Annotated in this window: 17 protein-coding genes; 9 read left to right on the forward strand and 8 right to left on the reverse strand. The window is 63.5% G+C overall.

Annotated elements, in window-relative coordinates; translation table 11 throughout:
• Positions 1-3 precede the first annotated feature (3 nt).
• The 6 genes from QF118_RS06340 to pcaQ all read right to left on the reverse strand — a co-directional run bounded on the left by QF118_RS06340 (position 4) and on the right by pcaQ (position 5001).
• Positions 4-915, reverse strand: a complete 912-nt coding sequence (locus tag QF118_RS06340; protein WP_282301792.1) for an MBL fold metallo-hydrolase — start codon at positions 913-915, stop codon at positions 4-6.
• A gap of 17 nt (positions 916-932) precedes the next feature.
• The gene (locus tag QF118_RS06345) at positions 933-2051 is read right to left on the reverse strand and encodes a beta-ketoacyl-ACP synthase III (protein WP_282301793.1); all 1119 of its coding nucleotides are present in this window, start codon (positions 2049-2051) and stop codon (positions 933-935) included.
• A 67-nt stretch (positions 2052-2118) separates the two neighbouring features.
• Complete coding sequence (locus QF118_RS06350) at positions 2119-2457, reverse strand: tRNA-binding protein (protein ID WP_282301794.1); 339 nt, start codon at positions 2455-2457, stop codon at positions 2119-2121.
• Positions 2450-3265, reverse strand: coding sequence for a pyrroline-5-carboxylate reductase (proC, locus tag QF118_RS06355; protein WP_282301795.1), 816 nt, complete (start codon positions 3263-3265; stop codon positions 2450-2452). Before proC ends, QF118_RS06350 begins: the two co-directional genes overlap by 8 nt.
• Before the next feature lie 134 nt (positions 3266-3399).
• On the reverse strand, positions 3400-3900 hold the full coding sequence (locus QF118_RS06360; RefSeq protein WP_282301796.1) for a type III secretion system chaperone family protein: 501 nt from the start codon (positions 3898-3900) through the stop codon (positions 3400-3402).
• Positions 3901-4080: 180 nt separating this feature from the next.
• On the reverse strand, positions 4081-5001 hold the full coding sequence (gene pcaQ / locus QF118_RS06365) for a pca operon transcription factor PcaQ (RefSeq protein WP_282301797.1): 921 nt from the start codon (positions 4999-5001) through the stop codon (positions 4081-4083).
• Positions 5002-5097: 96 nt separating this feature from the next.
• On the opposite strand from pcaQ, the gene pobA reads away from it, so the two are divergent.
• From pobA to QF118_RS06395, 6 genes are all read left to right on the forward strand, one after another.
• Positions 5098-6267 carry a 4-hydroxybenzoate 3-monooxygenase gene (gene pobA / locus QF118_RS06370; protein ID WP_282301798.1) on the forward strand — a complete coding sequence of 390 codons (1170 nt, stop codon included), beginning with the start codon at positions 5098-5100 and terminating at the stop codon, positions 6265-6267.
• Positions 6268-6320: 53 nt separating this feature from the next.
• Positions 6321-6698: a 4-carboxymuconolactone decarboxylase gene (pcaC, locus tag QF118_RS06375; RefSeq protein ID WP_282302422.1), complete on the forward strand. Its 378-nt coding sequence runs from the start codon at positions 6321-6323 to the stop codon at positions 6696-6698.
• A 45-nt stretch (positions 6699-6743) separates the two neighbouring features.
• Entirely contained in the window at positions 6744-7472 is a 729-nt protein-coding gene (pcaH, locus tag QF118_RS06380; protein ID WP_282301799.1) for a protocatechuate 3,4-dioxygenase subunit beta, read from the forward strand.
• Position 7473: 1 nt separating this feature from the next.
• Positions 7474-8094 carry a protocatechuate 3,4-dioxygenase subunit alpha gene (gene pcaG / locus QF118_RS06385; RefSeq protein ID WP_282301800.1) on the forward strand — a complete coding sequence of 207 codons (621 nt, stop codon included), beginning with the start codon at positions 7474-7476 and terminating at the stop codon, positions 8092-8094.
• 102 nt (positions 8095-8196) lie between these two features.
• Positions 8197-9027: a 3-oxoadipate:acetyl-CoA acetyltransferase gene (locus tag QF118_RS06390; RefSeq protein WP_282301801.1), complete on the forward strand. Its 831-nt coding sequence runs from the start codon at positions 8197-8199 to the stop codon at positions 9025-9027.
• On the forward strand, positions 9024-10415 hold the full coding sequence (locus QF118_RS06395; protein WP_282301802.1) for a citrate lyase subunit alpha: 1392 nt from the start codon (positions 9024-9026) through the stop codon (positions 10413-10415). The genes QF118_RS06390 and QF118_RS06395 overlap by 4 nt, the downstream gene beginning before the upstream one ends.
• A 3-nt stretch (positions 10416-10418) precedes the next feature.
• Here QF118_RS06395 and QF118_RS06400 read toward each other — a convergent pair whose 3' ends face one another.
• On the reverse strand, positions 10419-10925 hold the full coding sequence (locus QF118_RS06400; protein WP_282301803.1) for a DUF3859 domain-containing protein: 507 nt from the start codon (positions 10923-10925) through the stop codon (positions 10419-10421).
• A gap of 268 nt (positions 10926-11193) precedes the next feature.
• The gene (locus QF118_RS06405) at positions 11194-12792 is read right to left on the reverse strand and encodes a phosphoenolpyruvate carboxykinase (RefSeq protein WP_282301804.1); all 1599 of its coding nucleotides are present in this window, start codon (positions 12790-12792) and stop codon (positions 11194-11196) included.
• A gap of 362 nt (positions 12793-13154) precedes the next feature.
• Here QF118_RS06405 and QF118_RS06410 point away from each other — a divergent pair, with 362 nt between their 5' ends.
• From QF118_RS06410 to QF118_RS06420, 3 genes are read left to right on the forward strand one after another with little or no spacing between them, the layout of a single operon-like run.
• Positions 13155-13856 carry a response regulator transcription factor gene (locus QF118_RS06410; RefSeq protein ID WP_282301805.1) on the forward strand — a complete coding sequence of 234 codons (702 nt, stop codon included), beginning with the start codon at positions 13155-13157 and terminating at the stop codon, positions 13854-13856.
• Positions 13857-13859: 3 nt separating this feature from the next.
• Positions 13860-15587, forward strand: coding sequence for a sensor N-terminal transmembrane domain-containing protein (locus QF118_RS06415; protein ID WP_394357075.1), 1728 nt, complete (start codon positions 13860-13862; stop codon positions 15585-15587).
• Between the two features lie 3 nt (positions 15588-15590).
• Positions 15591-16025 (forward strand): HPr kinase/phosphorylase, encoded by a 435-nt coding sequence (locus QF118_RS06420; protein ID WP_282301807.1) that lies wholly within the window; start codon positions 15591-15593, stop codon positions 16023-16025.
• Positions 16026-16027 lie beyond the last annotated feature (2 nt).

A 16027-nucleotide genomic window follows, 5' to 3' on the forward strand; every position in this document is an offset into this window, starting at 1 on the left:
GGGCTATTCCCACTCCATCTTTTCAAAGACGGCCTGGGCGTTGCGCCCGGCCAGCGCCTCGAACTGGTCGAGATAGGCAAAGGCGGATTGGTCAACCTCGACCGAACCGATGATATCGCCGCCGTCGTCGATATGGGTGCGCATCGCGTTGCGCAGGTTTTGCAGGTAATCGCGGGTGTCGCGCTGCGCCGTGGCAAGGTCGGTGGCAGGGCCGTGGCCGGGGATCAGGTGCTGCGGTTCCAGCGCCTCAATCGCGGCAAAGGCGTCAAGCCATGTGGCGCTGTCGGAAAACTCCATGATGCCAAGGATGCGCCCGACATAGACGATATCGCCGGTAAAAACGGTGCGCGTGTCCGGCAGCCAGACAAAGCTGTCGCCGGGGGTATGGGCCGCGCCGGTGTGGCGGATTTCGATCTGCGTGCCGCCAAGCGTCAGGTCATAGGCGTCGTCAAAGGTGATGTCGGCATACGAGGGCGTCGTGCCCTCCAGCCCGTCGCCAACCAGTGCGCGCAGCGCGGTCAGTTGCATCGACTCGCGGTTCTGATGATCCGCCACGGCGTCGTTCGACGCGATGACCTGCGCGCCCAAGGCCTGCCAATAGCCATTGCCCAGCCAGCGGTGATCCTGCCCGCCGGTGTTGATGACGTAGGCAACGGGCTGGTCGGTCAGGGATTTCACGACCGCGTGCAGCGCCTGCGCCCCGGCCCAAGTGCCGCCGGGGTCGACCAGAACTGCGCCCTGCGGCGTTTCGATCAGGCCAAAGGTGGCGTTGTTGCCAAGATTTTCGGCGTCGCGCTGTTCGGCGGGGCCTTCGATGGCCCAGACGCCGGGGGTGACGGGCTGCGGGGTCAGGATATCGGCCAGCAGCGCGCTGGGCAGGCAGGCAAGGGCGGTCAGGATGGCGATCGGTTTCAAAGAGGGTCCTCCCGGTGTCAGGCGCGTTCCACCAGAACCGAGCCTACGGAATAGCCCGCACCAAAGGAACAGATCACGCCCCTGTCGCCCTGTTCCAAATCGTCGCTGTGCTTGGAAAAGGCGATGATCGACCCGGCAGAGGAGGTGTTGGCGTAATCTTGCAGGATGTTCGGCTGCTCGCCGTCTTCGGGCACCCGGCCCAGGACCTTTTTGCCGATGAAGTCGTTCATCGTCTTGTTGGCCTGATGCAGCCAAAGCCGTTTGAGATCATCCGCCTGCCAGCCCATCGCCGTCATGTGATCGCCGATATGAGAGGAGACCATGGGCAGCACTTCCTTGAAGACCTTGCGCCCGTTTTGCATGAACTGCATGTCGCGGCGGTCGTCCATCTGGTCGTGGTTGCGGCGCAGGAAACCGTTGTTGTTGCGGATGTTGTTGGAAAACTGCGTGGCGCAGCGGGTCGAGACGATGTCGAAACGCGGGCCTTGGGCATCTTCGCTGCGCTCGATCAGCACGGCGGTGGCGACGTCGCCAAAGATGAAATGACAGTCGCGGTCGCGCCATTCCAGGTGGCCGGAACAGATTTCCGGGCAGACCACCAGCGCACGGCGGGCGCTGCCGGCGCGGACCATGTCGGCGGCGGCCTGAATGCCGAAGGTGGCGGACGAACAGGCCACGTTCATGTCAAAGGCAAAGCCCTGCGCGCCCAAAAGCTGCTGGATCTCTATGGCAATGGCGGGATAGGCGCGTTCGTGGTTCGAGGCGGCGCAGATCACCAGATCGACCTCGGCACCCGTGCGCCCGGCCATGGTCAGCGCCTTGGTCGCGGCATCCAGCGCCATTTCGGCCATGATGCCGGGCTGGTCGTCGTCGCGGGCGGGCAGGCGCGGATACATGCGGGCCGGGTCCAGCGTGCCGGTCTTGTCCATGACATAGCGCTGCTCGATCCCGCTGGCGTTCACGATGAAGTCAGAGCTGGACTGCGGCATCGGCTCGACGTCGCCCGTGGCGATGGCCTGCGCGTTCTCGGCGTTCCACAGGTCGGCATAGGCGTTGAAGGCCGCGACCAATTCATCGTTGGTGATGATCTGGTCGGGGGTAAAGACGCCGTGGCCGGTGATGCTGGGCTGGTACATGAAAGGTCCTCCTGCGGGGACTAGGGTACAACGCGGGGCAGCGGCCAGGTCAAGCCGCGCCCTTGGGTCAATGCATGCGCGCGCCGTTCGGCACGGGGTGATCGGGGGCGATCAGGACGATGGCGCCACTGTCGTCGCTGGCGCCCAGAACCAGCACCTCGGATCTGACCGGGCCGATCTGGCGGGGCGGAAAGTTGACGACGGCCATGACCTGACGGCCAATCAGCCCCTCGGGCGTGTAATGCACGGTGATCTGGGCGCTGGATTTCTTTTCGCCGATCTCGGGGCCGAAATCGATCCAGAGCTTGATCGCCGGTTTGCGCGCCTCGGGAAAGGGTTCGGCGCGGGTCACGGTGCCGACGCGGATATCGACGGCAAGGAAATCGTCATAACTGATCTCAGCCATTGGCCAGCTCCTTTGACCGGGCGGTCGCGGCGGCGACGGTGGCGCGGATCAGCGGCGGCAGACCGGTTTCGGCATCCATAAGCACCTGCAATCCCGCCTGCGTCGTGCCATTGGGCGAGGTCACGTTGACGCGCAATTGCGCCGGGTCTTCGACCGCTTGCATCGCCAGCGCGCCCGCACCCGCCACGGTGGCCTTGGCCAGCTGCATCGCGAGTTCGGGGGGCAGCCCCTGCGCCTCACCTGCGGCGGCCATGCATTCGATCATGTGAAACACATAGGCGGGGCCTGACCCGCTAAGCCCCGTAACGGCATCCATCTGCGCCTCGGCGCTAAGCCGGACAACCTGTCCGATGGCGGACAGCAACCCTTCGGTCATGGTCAGGTGGGCATCCGATGCGCGGGCATTGCCGATCACGGCGGTGATCCCTTGCCCCACGGCGGCGGGGGTGTTGGGCATGGCGCGCACGATGGGGGTGTCGGCGCCAAGGATCCCTTCCAGCGCCGCGATCGTCGTCCCGGCGGCGATCGAGACGAACAACACGTCGCCATTGCCAAGCGCCTGAAGCCCGGGCAAGGCCTCGCCCATCATCTGTGGTTTGACCGCGACCAGCACCACCGCCGGGTTGTCCGGCAGGCCCGCGTTCAGACGCACGCCCTGCGCCCGCACCCAGTCGCTGGGATAGGGGTCCAGAACCCAGACCGACGCGGCGGGCAGCCCGCGCGCCAGCCACCCGGCCAGCATCGCCGACCCCATCTTGCCACAGCCCAGCAGCACCAGCCCGCGCCCCGCGATCACATCCATGTCCATCGGCCACCCCTTTGCAGATTTGCCGCCAAGCTAGCCATGCAAAAGGGGCACCGCAAGCATCGGTACCCCTGTCTTCCAATTGCGAAAAATATCCCGGGGAGTCCCGCAGGGACGGGGCAGAGCCCCAAACCCGCTCAGGCCCGGCCGTAGGCCTCTGCGATGGCCACCTGCAGCGCATCCTGCGCCGTCCTGTCGGTCCAGCTCATCAGCTGGAAGGCCGGGTAATAGCGTTCCGAGGCCATCACGGCGGCACTGATCAGCGTGTCGATCTGATCGGCGCTGGCGATCTGGCCACCGGCAAGGACCAGCCCGTATTTGTAGACCATCAACTGCTGGTCGGCCCAAAAGCTGAAGGCGCCCGCCCAGCATTGGTCGTTCACCGCGTTCAGCCCTTCGAACAGCGTCGGCAGCCGGTCTTCTGGCGGCTCGAATTCAAAGGTGCAGATCATCCGCAGGGTTTCGTCATAATGCGACCAGGCCAGGGTGATCGAATAGGTGCGCCACTGACCCTGGACCGCCATGGCAATCTGATCGTCCGCGATGCGGTCGAAATCCCAGTCGTTGTGCGCCGCAATATGCTCGACGATGTCGATGGGATGAATGTCGTCGTTCAGGTAATGCTCGGACAGGGCCATGCCGCCACCTCTTTTTGTTGTGCGCCGAAGGCCGCAGAGACCCCAAGCACTAGCTGCCTGCTCAAGGGTCTGGGGCTGTTCCCAGCGCCCTTACCATATATGGTGCCTGTCCAAGGGGGCGTCTGTAAAGCAATAATTTGGGGATATCTACTGTAACTTGTGGATTGATCGCCAAATGGCTCAGGATATGGGTAGGGTTTCGGCGGCCTGCGCCAGCGCGCGCGCGAACAAGTGTTGCGAGCGTGACGGCGCGTCGTCGGGGCGGGTCATCAGGCCGACGGGGCCGCTGGTCAACCCCAGATCCAACGCCAGCGCCGCCAGCCGTCCCTGGGCGATATCCTGCGCCACCACCCCTTCGGAGATGAACCAGAGCGCGTCCGATCCGGGCACGAAACTGCGCCCGAAAGCGCCCGACACGCAGGCGATCTGGGTCGGGAAGGGGCCCAGCCCCTGCGCCAGCCGCCAGCGGTCCAACAGGGGCCGGATTGCCGCGCCTTCGGGCGGATAGAGCACGGGCCATTTGCCCAGCTCCGAAGGGTCGGGGGCATGGGCCTGCAAGGGATGCGCGGGGTCAGCGACGCAGACCACATGTTCCTGATAAAGCTGGGTAAAGGACAGACCCTGCATCATGTCGGGATCGCCCATGCGGCCGATCACCATGTCCAGCGCGCCGGAGCGCAGGTCGTTTGTCAGCGCCTCGTGCGCGCCGTCCCGCAGGGTCAGCCGCGTGTCTGGCGACAGGCGGCGGAACAGCGCCACGGCGGGCGGCATCAGCCGCGCCGCGACGCTGGGCAGGGACCCGACCTTGAGCACCTCGGCATTGCCGGCGCGGATTGCGCCCACGCCTTCGACGCCGCGACGCAGGGCTGCCAGGCTTTGCGCGCTGAATTCGAGGAATACCTCGCCCTCGGGGGTCAGCTGTGTGCCGCCGCGGTCGCGGTGCATCAGGCGGGCGCCAAGGATGTCTTCGAGGTCCTTGAGGGTCTTGGACAGGGCGGGCTGGCTAAGGTTCAGCGCCGCGCAGGCGGATTTCAGCGTACCGGCGCGGGCTATGGCGGCGAAAGCCTCGAGATGGCGCAGTTTGATCCGTCGGTCCAGCACGTGGTTGCCTTTTTGATTAAGTAAGTGGGCGATAATGTCATTTTACATGGCGTATCGGTTCAGTGTCTACTGGGGATCAGGATTTGGGAGGATCGCATGCGCACGCAGGTTTGTATCATCGGGGGCGGCCCTTCGGGGCTGTTGCTGAGCCAGCTTTTGCACCGCAAGGGCATCGACAGCGTCGTGTTGGAGCGCAAGACCAAGGACTATGTGTTGGGCCGTATCCGCGCCGGTATTCTTGAGACCGGGATGGTCGAATTGATGCGCGAGGCCGGGGTTGGCGCGCGGATGGACCGCGAATGCTTTGTCCATGATGGCACGGTGATTTCCGTCGGCGACGACCAGTTCGAGGTTAATTTCAGGGATCTGATCGGCGCGCATGTGGTGGTTTATGGCCAGACCGAGGTAACGCGCGATCTGTACGAGGCGCGCGAGGCAGCGGGCGGCAAGATCGTGTTCAACGTCGAGGGCGTTCAGATCCACGGCGCCGACAGCGATGCACCCTATGTGACCTATACGGTGGATGGGGCCGAACAGCGGATCGATTGCGATTTCGTGGCCGGCTGTGATGGCTTTCACGGTGTCAGTCGCCAGACTATTCCTTTGACCGTGCGCAAGGAATACGAAAAGGTCTATCCCTTTGGCTGGCTGGGCATCCTGTCGGAAACGCCACCCGTGCATGACGAGCTGATCTATGCCTCGTCGGATCGCGGCTTTGCCTTGTGTTCGATGCGCAACGAGAACCTCAGCCGCTATTACATCCAGTGTTCGCTGTCCGACAGTCCGAACGACTGGACCGACGCGGCGTTCTGGGAAGAGCTGAAGCGGCGCATTCCGTCCGATATGGCCGACAGGCTGGTCACCGGTCCGTCGATCGAGAAAAGCATTGCGCCGCTGCGGTCCTTTGTGACCGAACCGATGCGCTGGGGGCGGTTGTTCCTGTGCGGGGACGCGGCCCATATCGTGCCGCCGACCGGGGCCAAGGGGCTGAACACCGCGGCCAGCGACATTCACTACCTGTATCATGGGCTGGTGCGGTTTTACGCCGACGGCGACAGCGCCGGGCTGGACGGCTATTCGCAAAAGGCGCTGGCACGGATCTGGAAGGCCGAGCGGTTCAGCTGGTGGATGACATCGCTGCTGCACCGGTTCCCGGATCAGTCGGAATTCGACATCAAGATGCAGCAGGCGGAAATCGCGTTTCTGCGCGGCAACAAGGCGGCGCAGATCGCGATGGCGGAAAACTATGTCGGACTGCCATACTGATGGTGAACAAGACCGTCGCCGGAAATCCCGTTCACCCCAAACCCGGAGAGCCCATGACCAACCGTTTCGACACAGGCATGAAGGTGCGCCGCGAGGTTCTGGGCGATGCCCATGTGGACCGCGCCGAGGCCGCGAAGACGCCGCTCGACACGCCGTTCCAGACGCTGATCACCGAAAGCGCCTGGGGAACGCTATGGGCCAGTGATGCGATCAGTCGCCGCGACCGGTCGATGCTGACGCTTGCGCTGCTGGCGGCCTGCGGGAATTTCGAGGAAATCCCCATGCACATCCGCGCCGCCACCCGCACCGGGGCCAGCCGCGAGGACATCATGGAGGCGTTTCAGCACGTCGCCATTTACGCGGGCGTTCCAAAGGCCAATCATGCCATCAAGCTGGCCAAGCAGACCTGGGCCGAGCTGGACGCCGAATGATTTCAGGAAACGCGCGCTCCGCAATCCGATAGGAGGAGAGACCCCATGCCGACACCCGGCGAATATTATCAGCGTGACCGCGAATGGCAGCCGCCTGCCTACACGCATGACTACAAGACCTCGGTGGCGCGGTCGCCGCGCTATTCCCTGATCAGCCTGGAAAATACGGTCTCGGAAATCACCGGGCCGACCTTTGGGCACAATGACATCGATCCGCTCGACAATGACATGATCCACAACTACGCCAGGTCGGGCGAAAGCGCGATCGGCGAGCGGATCATCCTGCACGGCCGGGTTCTGGACGAAAACGCGCGCCCTGTGCCGAATACCCTGGTCGAGGCCTGGCAGGCCAATGCGGGCGGGCGCTATCGGCACAAGAAGGACACCTATCTTGCGCCCATCGACCCCAACTTTGGCGGCTGCGGGCGCACGATCACCGACGAGAACGGGTATTACTATTTCCGCACGGTGAAACCCGGTGCCTATCCCTGGCGCAACTGGGTGAACAACTGGCGGCCCGCGCATATCCACCTGTCGGTCTTTGGCAGTGGGTTTGTGCAGCGCCTGATCACCCAGTGTTACTTCGAGGGCGATCCGCTGATCCCGAAATGCCCGATCGTCAAGACAATCCCGACGCAGGAGGGCATCGACAGCCTTGTGGCGGCGCTGGACCTGAACGCGACGATCCCGCTGGATTCGATTGCCTACAAGTTTGACATCGTGCTGCGCGGACGCCGCTCGACCCTGTTCGAAAACCGGTTGGAGGGGAACTGAGATGGTACAAAAGGTTGACTATTTGAAAGAAACCCCATCCCAGACTGCTGGTCCTTATGTCCACATCGGCCTTGCCCCCGGCGCGGCGGGTTTCGACATCTACAAACAGGAACTGGGCAAGGACATCGCCGGACCGATTGCCAACGGCGAACGCATCCGCGTCGAAGGTCTGGTCATCGACGGCACCGGCAGCCCGGTCAAGGACGTGTTGCTCGAGGTGTGGCAGGCCAATGCGGATGGCCGCTATGCCCACCCCGAGGGCGGCGGCCCGGTCGAAGAGGGATTTCGCGGCTGGGGCCGGGTGATCACCGATTTTGCCACGGGCGAATGGGGCTTTGACACCATCAAACCGGGCAAAACGCCGGGGCGCAACGGGTCGGTTCAGGCGCCGCACATCAACCTGTGGATCGTCGCGCGTGGTATCAACATCGGGCTGAACACCCGGATGTACTTCGAGGACGAGGCCGAGGCCAACGCACAGGACCCGGTGCTGAACCTGATCGAATGGGAAAACCGCCGCGGCACGCTGATCGCGGGGCGCAGCGAACGGGACGGGCAGGCGGTCTATCGCTTTGAAATCCGCCTGCAGGGCGACGGGGAAACCGTTTTCTTCGATATCTAGGCAAGCCGGGGGCGCTTGGCGGCGCCCCTGCTTCTTCTTGGCAAAAATACTCACTCGTCTACGATCAGCCGCAAGCGCACCGTTGAAAAGGCAAGCAAACCCATGACCAAACCCTGCATCATCTGCGTCGCGATCACCGGATCGGTGCCGCGCAAGGCTGACAACCCCGCCGTGCCTGTCACCATCGCGGAACAGATCGAAAGCACGCAAGCGGCCTTCGAGGCCGGGGCCAGCATCATGCATGCCCATGTGCGCGACGAAAACGAAAACCCCACCTCGGACCCCGAACGCTTTGCGCGGCTGATGGAGGGGGTGCAGAAACATTGCCCCGGGATGATCATCCAACTGTCGACCGGCGGGCGCAGCGGTGCAGGGCAGGCGCGCGGTGGCATGCTGCCGCTGCGGCCCGACATGGCGTCGCTGTCGGTGGGGTCGAACAACTTTCCGACGCGGGTCTACGAAAACTCGCCGGATCTGGTGGATTGGCTGGCCTCGGAAATGCGCCAATACGCGGTCAAGCCCGAGATCGAGGCCTTTGACCTGAGCCACATCTTCAAGGCCGCCGAGATGAACCGCGACGGGCGCATTCCCGGCAGGCTTTATGTGCAGTTCGTCTTGGGGGTCAAAAATGCCATGCCCTGCGATCGTGAGGTGTTCGATTATTACATCAAGACGGTGCAGCGGCTGGTGCCGGACGCCGAATGGTGCGCCGCAGGGATCGGGCGCCACCAGGTCGAGGTCAATGAATGGTGCATCGCCGCCGGGGGCCACACGCGCACGGGGCTTGAGGATAACGTGCGCTGGGACAAATCCACGCTGGCGCCGTCGAACGCGGCGCTGGTGCAGCGCGCGGTCGATCTGTGTGACAAATACGAACGGCCCGTCGCGACATGGCAGCAGGCGCGCGACATCCTGGGGTTGCGCCCGGCGTGAGCGGGGCAAACAGTCTGAACGCCGCGCTTGACGCTGCCGATCTGGCAGACGGGGCAACGATAAGTTTTCATCATCATCTGCGCAATGGCGACGGTGTTTTGAACGCGGTCCTTGACGCCTGCGCGGCGCGCGGGCTGCGCAATCTGCATGTCGCCGCCAGTTCGCTGTTTCCGGTCCACGCGCCTTTGGTCGATCACATTCGGTCAGGGGTGGTGACGCGGATCAGCGCGGGCTTTGTGTCCGGGCCAGTAGGAGAGGCGGTCAGCCAGAGGCTGTTACCGCATCCGGTGCAGTTGCAGACGCATGGCGGCCGCGCGCGGGCAATCGACCAGCGGGCGTTGCAGGTTGATGCGGCTTTCATCGCCGCCTCGGGCGCGGACCGATCCGGCAACCTGACGGGGCGCAGCGGCCCGCGTGCCTTTGGGGCAATGGGCTATCCGCAGCCGGACGCGCGGGCGGCGGACTGTGTTATCGGCGTAACGGACCATCGCGCCGCCTTTGACCCTGATTTGATCGACATCCCGGCAAACCTTGTGAGCCACGTGGCCGAGCTTGACCGCATCGGCGATCCCGGCGGAATATCCAGCGGCACCACGCGCCCTGCCATCGACCCTGTCAGCCGGGCCATCGGCGAGATGGCGGCGCAGGTGATCGCGCAAAGCGGCGTGTTGAAGGACGGGTTCAGTTTTCAGACCGGGGCCGGGGGCATTTCGCTGGCGGCGGCGCAGGCGGTTGGTCAGACCATGGCGCAGCGCGGCATCCGGGGCGATTTCGCCAGCGGCGGGATCACCGGGTTTCATGTCGCGCTGTTGCAGGCGGGGCTGTTTCGGCGGCTGCTGGATGTGCAGTGTTTCGATTTGGCTGCGGTCACGTCGATCTGCGCCGATCCGCGTCATCAGGGGATCTCGGCCAGCGCCTATGCCGGGCCGCATGTGGGCGGCGCCGTGGTGGACCGGCTGAGCGCGGTGATCCTTGGCGCTGCCGAGGTCGACGAGGCGTTCAACGTCAATGTGACGACGCGGGCGGACGGGGTGTTGATGGGCGGTTCGGGTGGTCACGCCGATACCGCCGAGGGGGCGGCATTGACGGTGATCACCACGCGCCTGACCGCCGCCGGATGGCCCAAGCTGGTGGACAGGGTCCGTCATGTCACGACCGCCGGCAGGCATGTCGATGCGGTGGTGACCGAGGCCGGCGTGGCGGTGAACCCCGCGCACGAGGCGCTGCGCGCACGGTTGCAGCATGCGGGCCTGCCGTTGGTCGAGATCGGCGATCTGGTACGCATGGCGGCGCAGGCGGGCAGGCCGCGCCCGGCCCCGCGCACAGGGCAGGTGGTGGCGCAGAGCCTTGATCGGCACGGCGTGCTTACGGATGTGCTGCGGGCCTAGGGCTCAGGATAGCAGGGCGTCGTCGAAGCAGACCGCCTGAACCTGCGGCACCGAGCTTTCGGGCAGCACGTCAAAGGCCTGCTCGACCCGTTTGCCGCTGTCGTCGATCACCGCAAAGGTCCAGCGGCCCTGCACCATCTCGTAGCCATGTTCGAAGGTGAAGAGGTTGAGGCTGCGCCCCCCGGGCTCCAGCGCGGTCGGCCAGCTTTGGGTCGTGGTGCGAGAGGCTCCGAGCGACGGATGGGTGACCACCACGCGGGTTCCGGTGCTGGTGCTTTCCGGATCAAGGGCAATCCGGATGCCAAAACTGAGCCCCAGTTTCGCGGGCACCGAGGTGCTGATCACATCAAAGCCGCGCTGCTGGTCGATCAGGTTCATCTTGCCGCTTTCGGTCAGCGGCGCGGGACGTTCGCCGGTGATGGCGACATCGCAGATCACGCCGAACTCGACCAGTTCGACGGCGGCCACAGGGGTGGCAAGACAGGCGGCAAGGGCAAAAAGGCGAAACATGCGCGCTTCCTAGCACGGGGCGCATGGGCCCGGCAGGGGGGATTTTCGTCACAGGCCGGCGGGTGGCGATTTCCTGCAGGGAAATCGGGACGGAAACTTTGCAAGTTTCCGGGCCTGTCGCGGGGCCGGCGGCGGTGCGGCATGAAAACTGCACGAAACAGCAGGGCCGGATGCGTTTTGGGCGACTGGATATCTGAAAACCCGTGAGCCAATGAAAAAGGCCCCGCGCGTGGGCGGGGCCTTGTGAAGGGGTTTGACGGTGAGGGGCTCAGCCGATGGCCACGGCCTTCACGTCTTCGTCGATGAAGGGGACATACTGTTCAAAGTTGTCCGCGAACATATGCACCAGCTTTTGCGCCTGCGCGTCGTAGGCCGCCTTGTCTTCCCAGGTCTTGCGCGGGTCGAGCAGCAGTTCCGGCACGCCTTCGACATGCACCGGAACGTCAAAGCCAAAGTTGGCGTCCTTGCGGAACTCGGCATCGGCGAGCGAGCCGTTCAGCGCGGCGGTCAGCAGGGCGCGGGTTGCCTTGATCGGCATGCGCGACCCGGTGCCATAGGCGCCGCCGGTCCAGCCGGTGTTGACCAGCCAGCAGGTTGCGCCGTGCTTGGCGATCTTGTCGCGCAGCAGGTTGCCATAGGCCTCGGGGCGGCGCGGCATGAAGGGCGCGCCAAAGCAGGTGCTGAAGGTCGGTTCCGGTTCAGTCACGCCGCGTTCGGTTCCCGCCACCTTGGAGGTGAAGCCGGACAGGAAGTGGTACATCGCCTGCGCCGGGGTCAGTCGCGCGATCGGGGGCAGCACACCAAAGGCATCACAGGTCAGCATGATGATGTTCTTGGGGTGGCCGCCAAGCGCGGTTTTCGACGCGTTGGAAATGTAGTGCAGCGGGTAGGCGCAGCGCATGTTTGCCGTCAGGCTGTCATCCTCGAAATCCAGATCACGGGTGTCTTCGTCGTAGATCATGTTCTCGATCACGGTGCCGAATTTTTCGGTCGTGGCGTAGATTTCCGGCTCGGCCTCGGCGCTCAGATTGATGGTCTTGGCATAGCAGCCGCCTTCGAAGTTGAAGGTGCCGCGATCGGACCAGCCGTGTTCGTCGTCGCCGATCAGAACGCGGTCAGGGTCGGCGGACAGGGTCGTCTTGCCGGTGCCGGACAGGCCAAAGAAGATGGCGGTGTCGACCGGGTTGCCCTTGGCGTGGTTGGCCGAGCAGTGCATCGCCATGATGCCCTTGCCGGGCAGGATGTAGTTCAGCAGCGTGAAGATCGATTTCTTGTTCTCGCCGGCATATTCGGTGTTGGCGATCAGGATGCGCTTTTTGTCAAAGTTCATCGCCACCACGGTGTCGGTGCGGCAGCCGTGGCGCGCCGGGTCGGCCTTGAAGCTGGGGCAGTTGATCACTGTCCAGTCGGCTTCGAAGGTGTCTAGGTCCTCGCGGTCGGGACGGCGCAGCATGTGGCGGATGAACAGCCCGTGCCAGGCCAGTTCCGTCACCATGCGCACGTCGATGGCATTGGCCGGATCGGCGCCACCGACAAGGTCCTGCACATAATAGTCGCGGCCCTTCATGTGTTCGAGCATGTCGGCCTCGAGGGCGTCAAAGCCTTCGGGTGTCATGGGGGCGTTGTTTTCCCACCAGATGTTGTCTTCGACCGACGGGGTGCGGACGATGAACTTGTCCTTGGGGGATCGGCCGGTGAACTTGCCGGTGGTGACAAGGAAGGCACCGCCCTTGCCCAATGCTCCTTCGCCTTTTTTCAAGGCAGCCTCGACTAGCGCGGGCTCCATGAGGTTGTAATAGACATTGCCCAGGCCTTCGATCCCTTGATCTTCAAGCCGGAATTGCGGGTTTACCCGTCCAAATGTCATCTGCATAGCTCCTGTCGCAGCGCTGGGAAGTAAGTTTCGTGCGGCAAGTCGGCCGCCCGTGCAACTTCCTTTAACATGTCGGTTTCCGGCATGAACAGGACGCAAGCGCGCAGTTAGCGCAATCAAATGACGTTTAGCGATACCACGGCAAAACCCTGCCCAAGCTGTTAGCGCCCAATTCTGAAGGTTTGAGGACAATCTGCGGAATCGAGGTGAGACTTTTTAGCCATTCCTTTGCCAAATTCGACTGGAATGAAGGCAGGATCATGGCCTGATTCGTACTTAGGGATTGTTGGAAAGTGAAAAATCTCTCATAGTGGACGAAAAAAATCAGGCAAACAGAGCAGCATAAGGAATAGCCTATGTCGAAAATCGCCCTTGTGGACGATGACAGGAATATCCTGACATCGGTTTCGATGACTCTTGAGGCAGAGGGTTTCGAAGTAGAGACATACAACGACGGTCAAGCCGCGCTTGACGCGTTCAACAAGAAGATGCCCGATATGGCCGTCTTCGACATCAAGATGCCCCGCATGGACGGCATGGACCTGCTTCAGCGCGTCCGCCAGAAATCCAAGATGCCGGTGATCTTCCTGACCTCCAAGGATGACGAGATCGACGAGGTTCTTGGCCTGCGCATGGGGGCCGATGATTACGTCAAAAAGCCGTTTTCCCAGCGTCTTCTGGTCGAACGCATCCGCGCCCTGCTGCGCCGCCAGGAGGCGGTTGCCGGTGACGTGGTCGGCGACACCGAGGAAACCAAGATGATGACCCGCGGGTCGTTGTCGATGGACCCGCTGCGCCATGCCGTGTCGTGGAAAGGTCAGGACGTGACCCTGACGGTCACCGAATTCCTGCTGCTGCAGGCCCTGGCGCAACGCCCCGGTTTCGTCAAATCGCGCGACCAGCTGATGGACGTGGCCTATGACGATCAGGTGTATGTCGACGACCGGACCATCGACAGCCACATCAAGCGCCTGCGCAAGAAGATGCGTTCCGTGGACTCCGATTTCTCAGCGATCGAAACGCTGTACGGGATCGGATACCGTTACAACGAAGAGTGATCTATGGCCTTGGCCGAGCGGATCTCCATGAGTGACGACCGGGACGAAGGGTCCCGAAACAGCGCCGATGTTGTTCTGGGCGACGATTGGGTCGCCCCGGACAGCACGGTGGAAAAGGCGTTGCGCGACAGCCGTGCGCAACGCAGCCTGTTTTCGCTCAACCGTTCGCCGCTGACGCGCAAGATCATCACCTTCAACCTTGTCGCGCTGAACGTGCTGGTTGCCGGTATCCTGTGGCTGAATTCGTCGCGCGACACACTGGCCGTCCAGAAGGCCAACGCGCTGCAATCCGAGGTCGAGTTGATCGCGGATGTCTTTGAGGCGCAGTTGCCTGCGGGCGCGCCCGTCAGTCTTGCCACATCAGACGGGATCGACGTTGCGACCACGGTGCAGGGCATCGACCTGCGCCAGGGCGTGCAGCTGCTGGTCTATGATGCGGCCGGGTTCCTGGTGGGCGAAGGGGCGGGCAGGTTGCCGCCGCTGCTAAGCGTCGTGCCAGAAGACGAACAGCCGACGCTGATCTCGAATTTCCTCAACAGCGTCTGGCGCACCGTGTCAGGCTTCTTTACCTATTTCTCGTCCGAGGAGGACCTTGTCCTTGAGGACAAGCTGCGCCGCATGATCGAGGCAGGCGACCCAACGGTCACCCGGGTCGAATCCGGCAACGGGCCGCAGGGCGAAACCCTGTTCCACGCCTTTTCCCCGATCCAGCAGGGCGCGACGATCCTGGGCACCGTGGCCCTGGTGTCACCGGCGGCGGAAATCGACGCGGCCGTCAGCGCCGAGCGCGAGCGCGTGTTGCAGATGTTCGTGATCGCCACGCTGGTGTCGATCGGGCTAAGCCTTGTGCTGGCTTCGACCATCGCCAACCCGATTTCCGATCTGGCCGACGCCGCCGAAATCGGCCGTGACCGCAACCGCCGCAGCAAGACGACGGGCCGCATCCGCATCCCCGATCTGACCGCACGGCCGGACGAAATCGGCCGCCTGTCCGGCGCCCTGCGCGGCATGGTTGGCGCGCTGTACGATCGGATCGACAGCAACGAACAATTCGCTGCCGACGTGGCGCATGAAATCAAGAATCCGCTGGCCTCGATGCGCAGCGCTGTGGGCAGCCTGCGCATGGTGCGCAAGGAAGAACACCGCAACAAGCTGCTTGAGGTGATCGAACATGACGTCCGCCGTCTTGACCGGCTGGTCAGCGATATTTCCAACGCCTCGCGGCTGGACAGCGAGCTGGTCAAGGAAGAAGAGCAGGAGTTCAACCTGCTGGATCTTCTGGGCAACATCACCGAATTCCTGGGGCAGGACGCCGAAAAGAAGGGGGTCGAGTTCATCACCGACCTGCCGCCGCGTCCGATCCTGATCAACGGGCTTGAACCGCGCCTGGCGCAGGTTTTCGTCAACCTGATCACAAATGCCATCAGCTTTTGCGAAGACGGCGATGCCATCCGCGTCTGGGCCCGCCGCCGCGACAACCGCGTGCTGGTCGTGGTCGAAGACACTGGCCCCGGCATTCCCGAAGAGGCGCTTCAGAAGATCTTCAAACGGTTTTATACCTCGCGTCCCAGCCAGGATTTCGGCAACAACTCGGGCCTTGGGCTGGCGATTTCCAAGCAGATCGTCGAAGCGCATGGCGGGGTGATCTGGGCCGAAAACATCCGGCCGACCGAAGCGGACGTGACCTCGGAACCGCTTGGGGCGCGTTTCGTGGTGGGTCTGCCGATCTAGGTCATGGCGGAACCTGCCCCGCCGCTTGTCCTTCACGCCAGTGCCGTAGCGGTCGATGGCCGCGCGATCCTGATCCGAGGCGCATCGGGCAGCGGGAAATCGTCGCTGGCGCTGGCGCTGATGGCGCTTGGGGCGCAGTTGGTGGCGGATGACCGGGTGATCGTGACCGCGCGCGATGGCGGCGCGCCCTGGCTTGCCGCGCCGGCAACCATCGCCGGGCTGATCGAGGCGCGCGGCCTTGGCATCCTGAGGGCCGAGGCAGTGGACGGCGCCGAACTGGCGCTGGTCATCGACCTGGACGAAACAGAAACCGACCGTCTGCCCCCAAAACGCGAGACGGTTGTGATGAACCGGGCGGTTCCCTTGCTTCACCTTTGCGAAACTGCCTATTTTCCTGCGGCGGTCCTGCAATATATCAAGGGCGGCAGAAGGGATTGACC

Source organism: Tropicibacter oceani (assembly GCF_029958925.1).
Taxonomy (GTDB): Bacteria; Pseudomonadota; Alphaproteobacteria; order Rhodobacterales; family Rhodobacteraceae; genus Pacificoceanicola; species Pacificoceanicola oceani.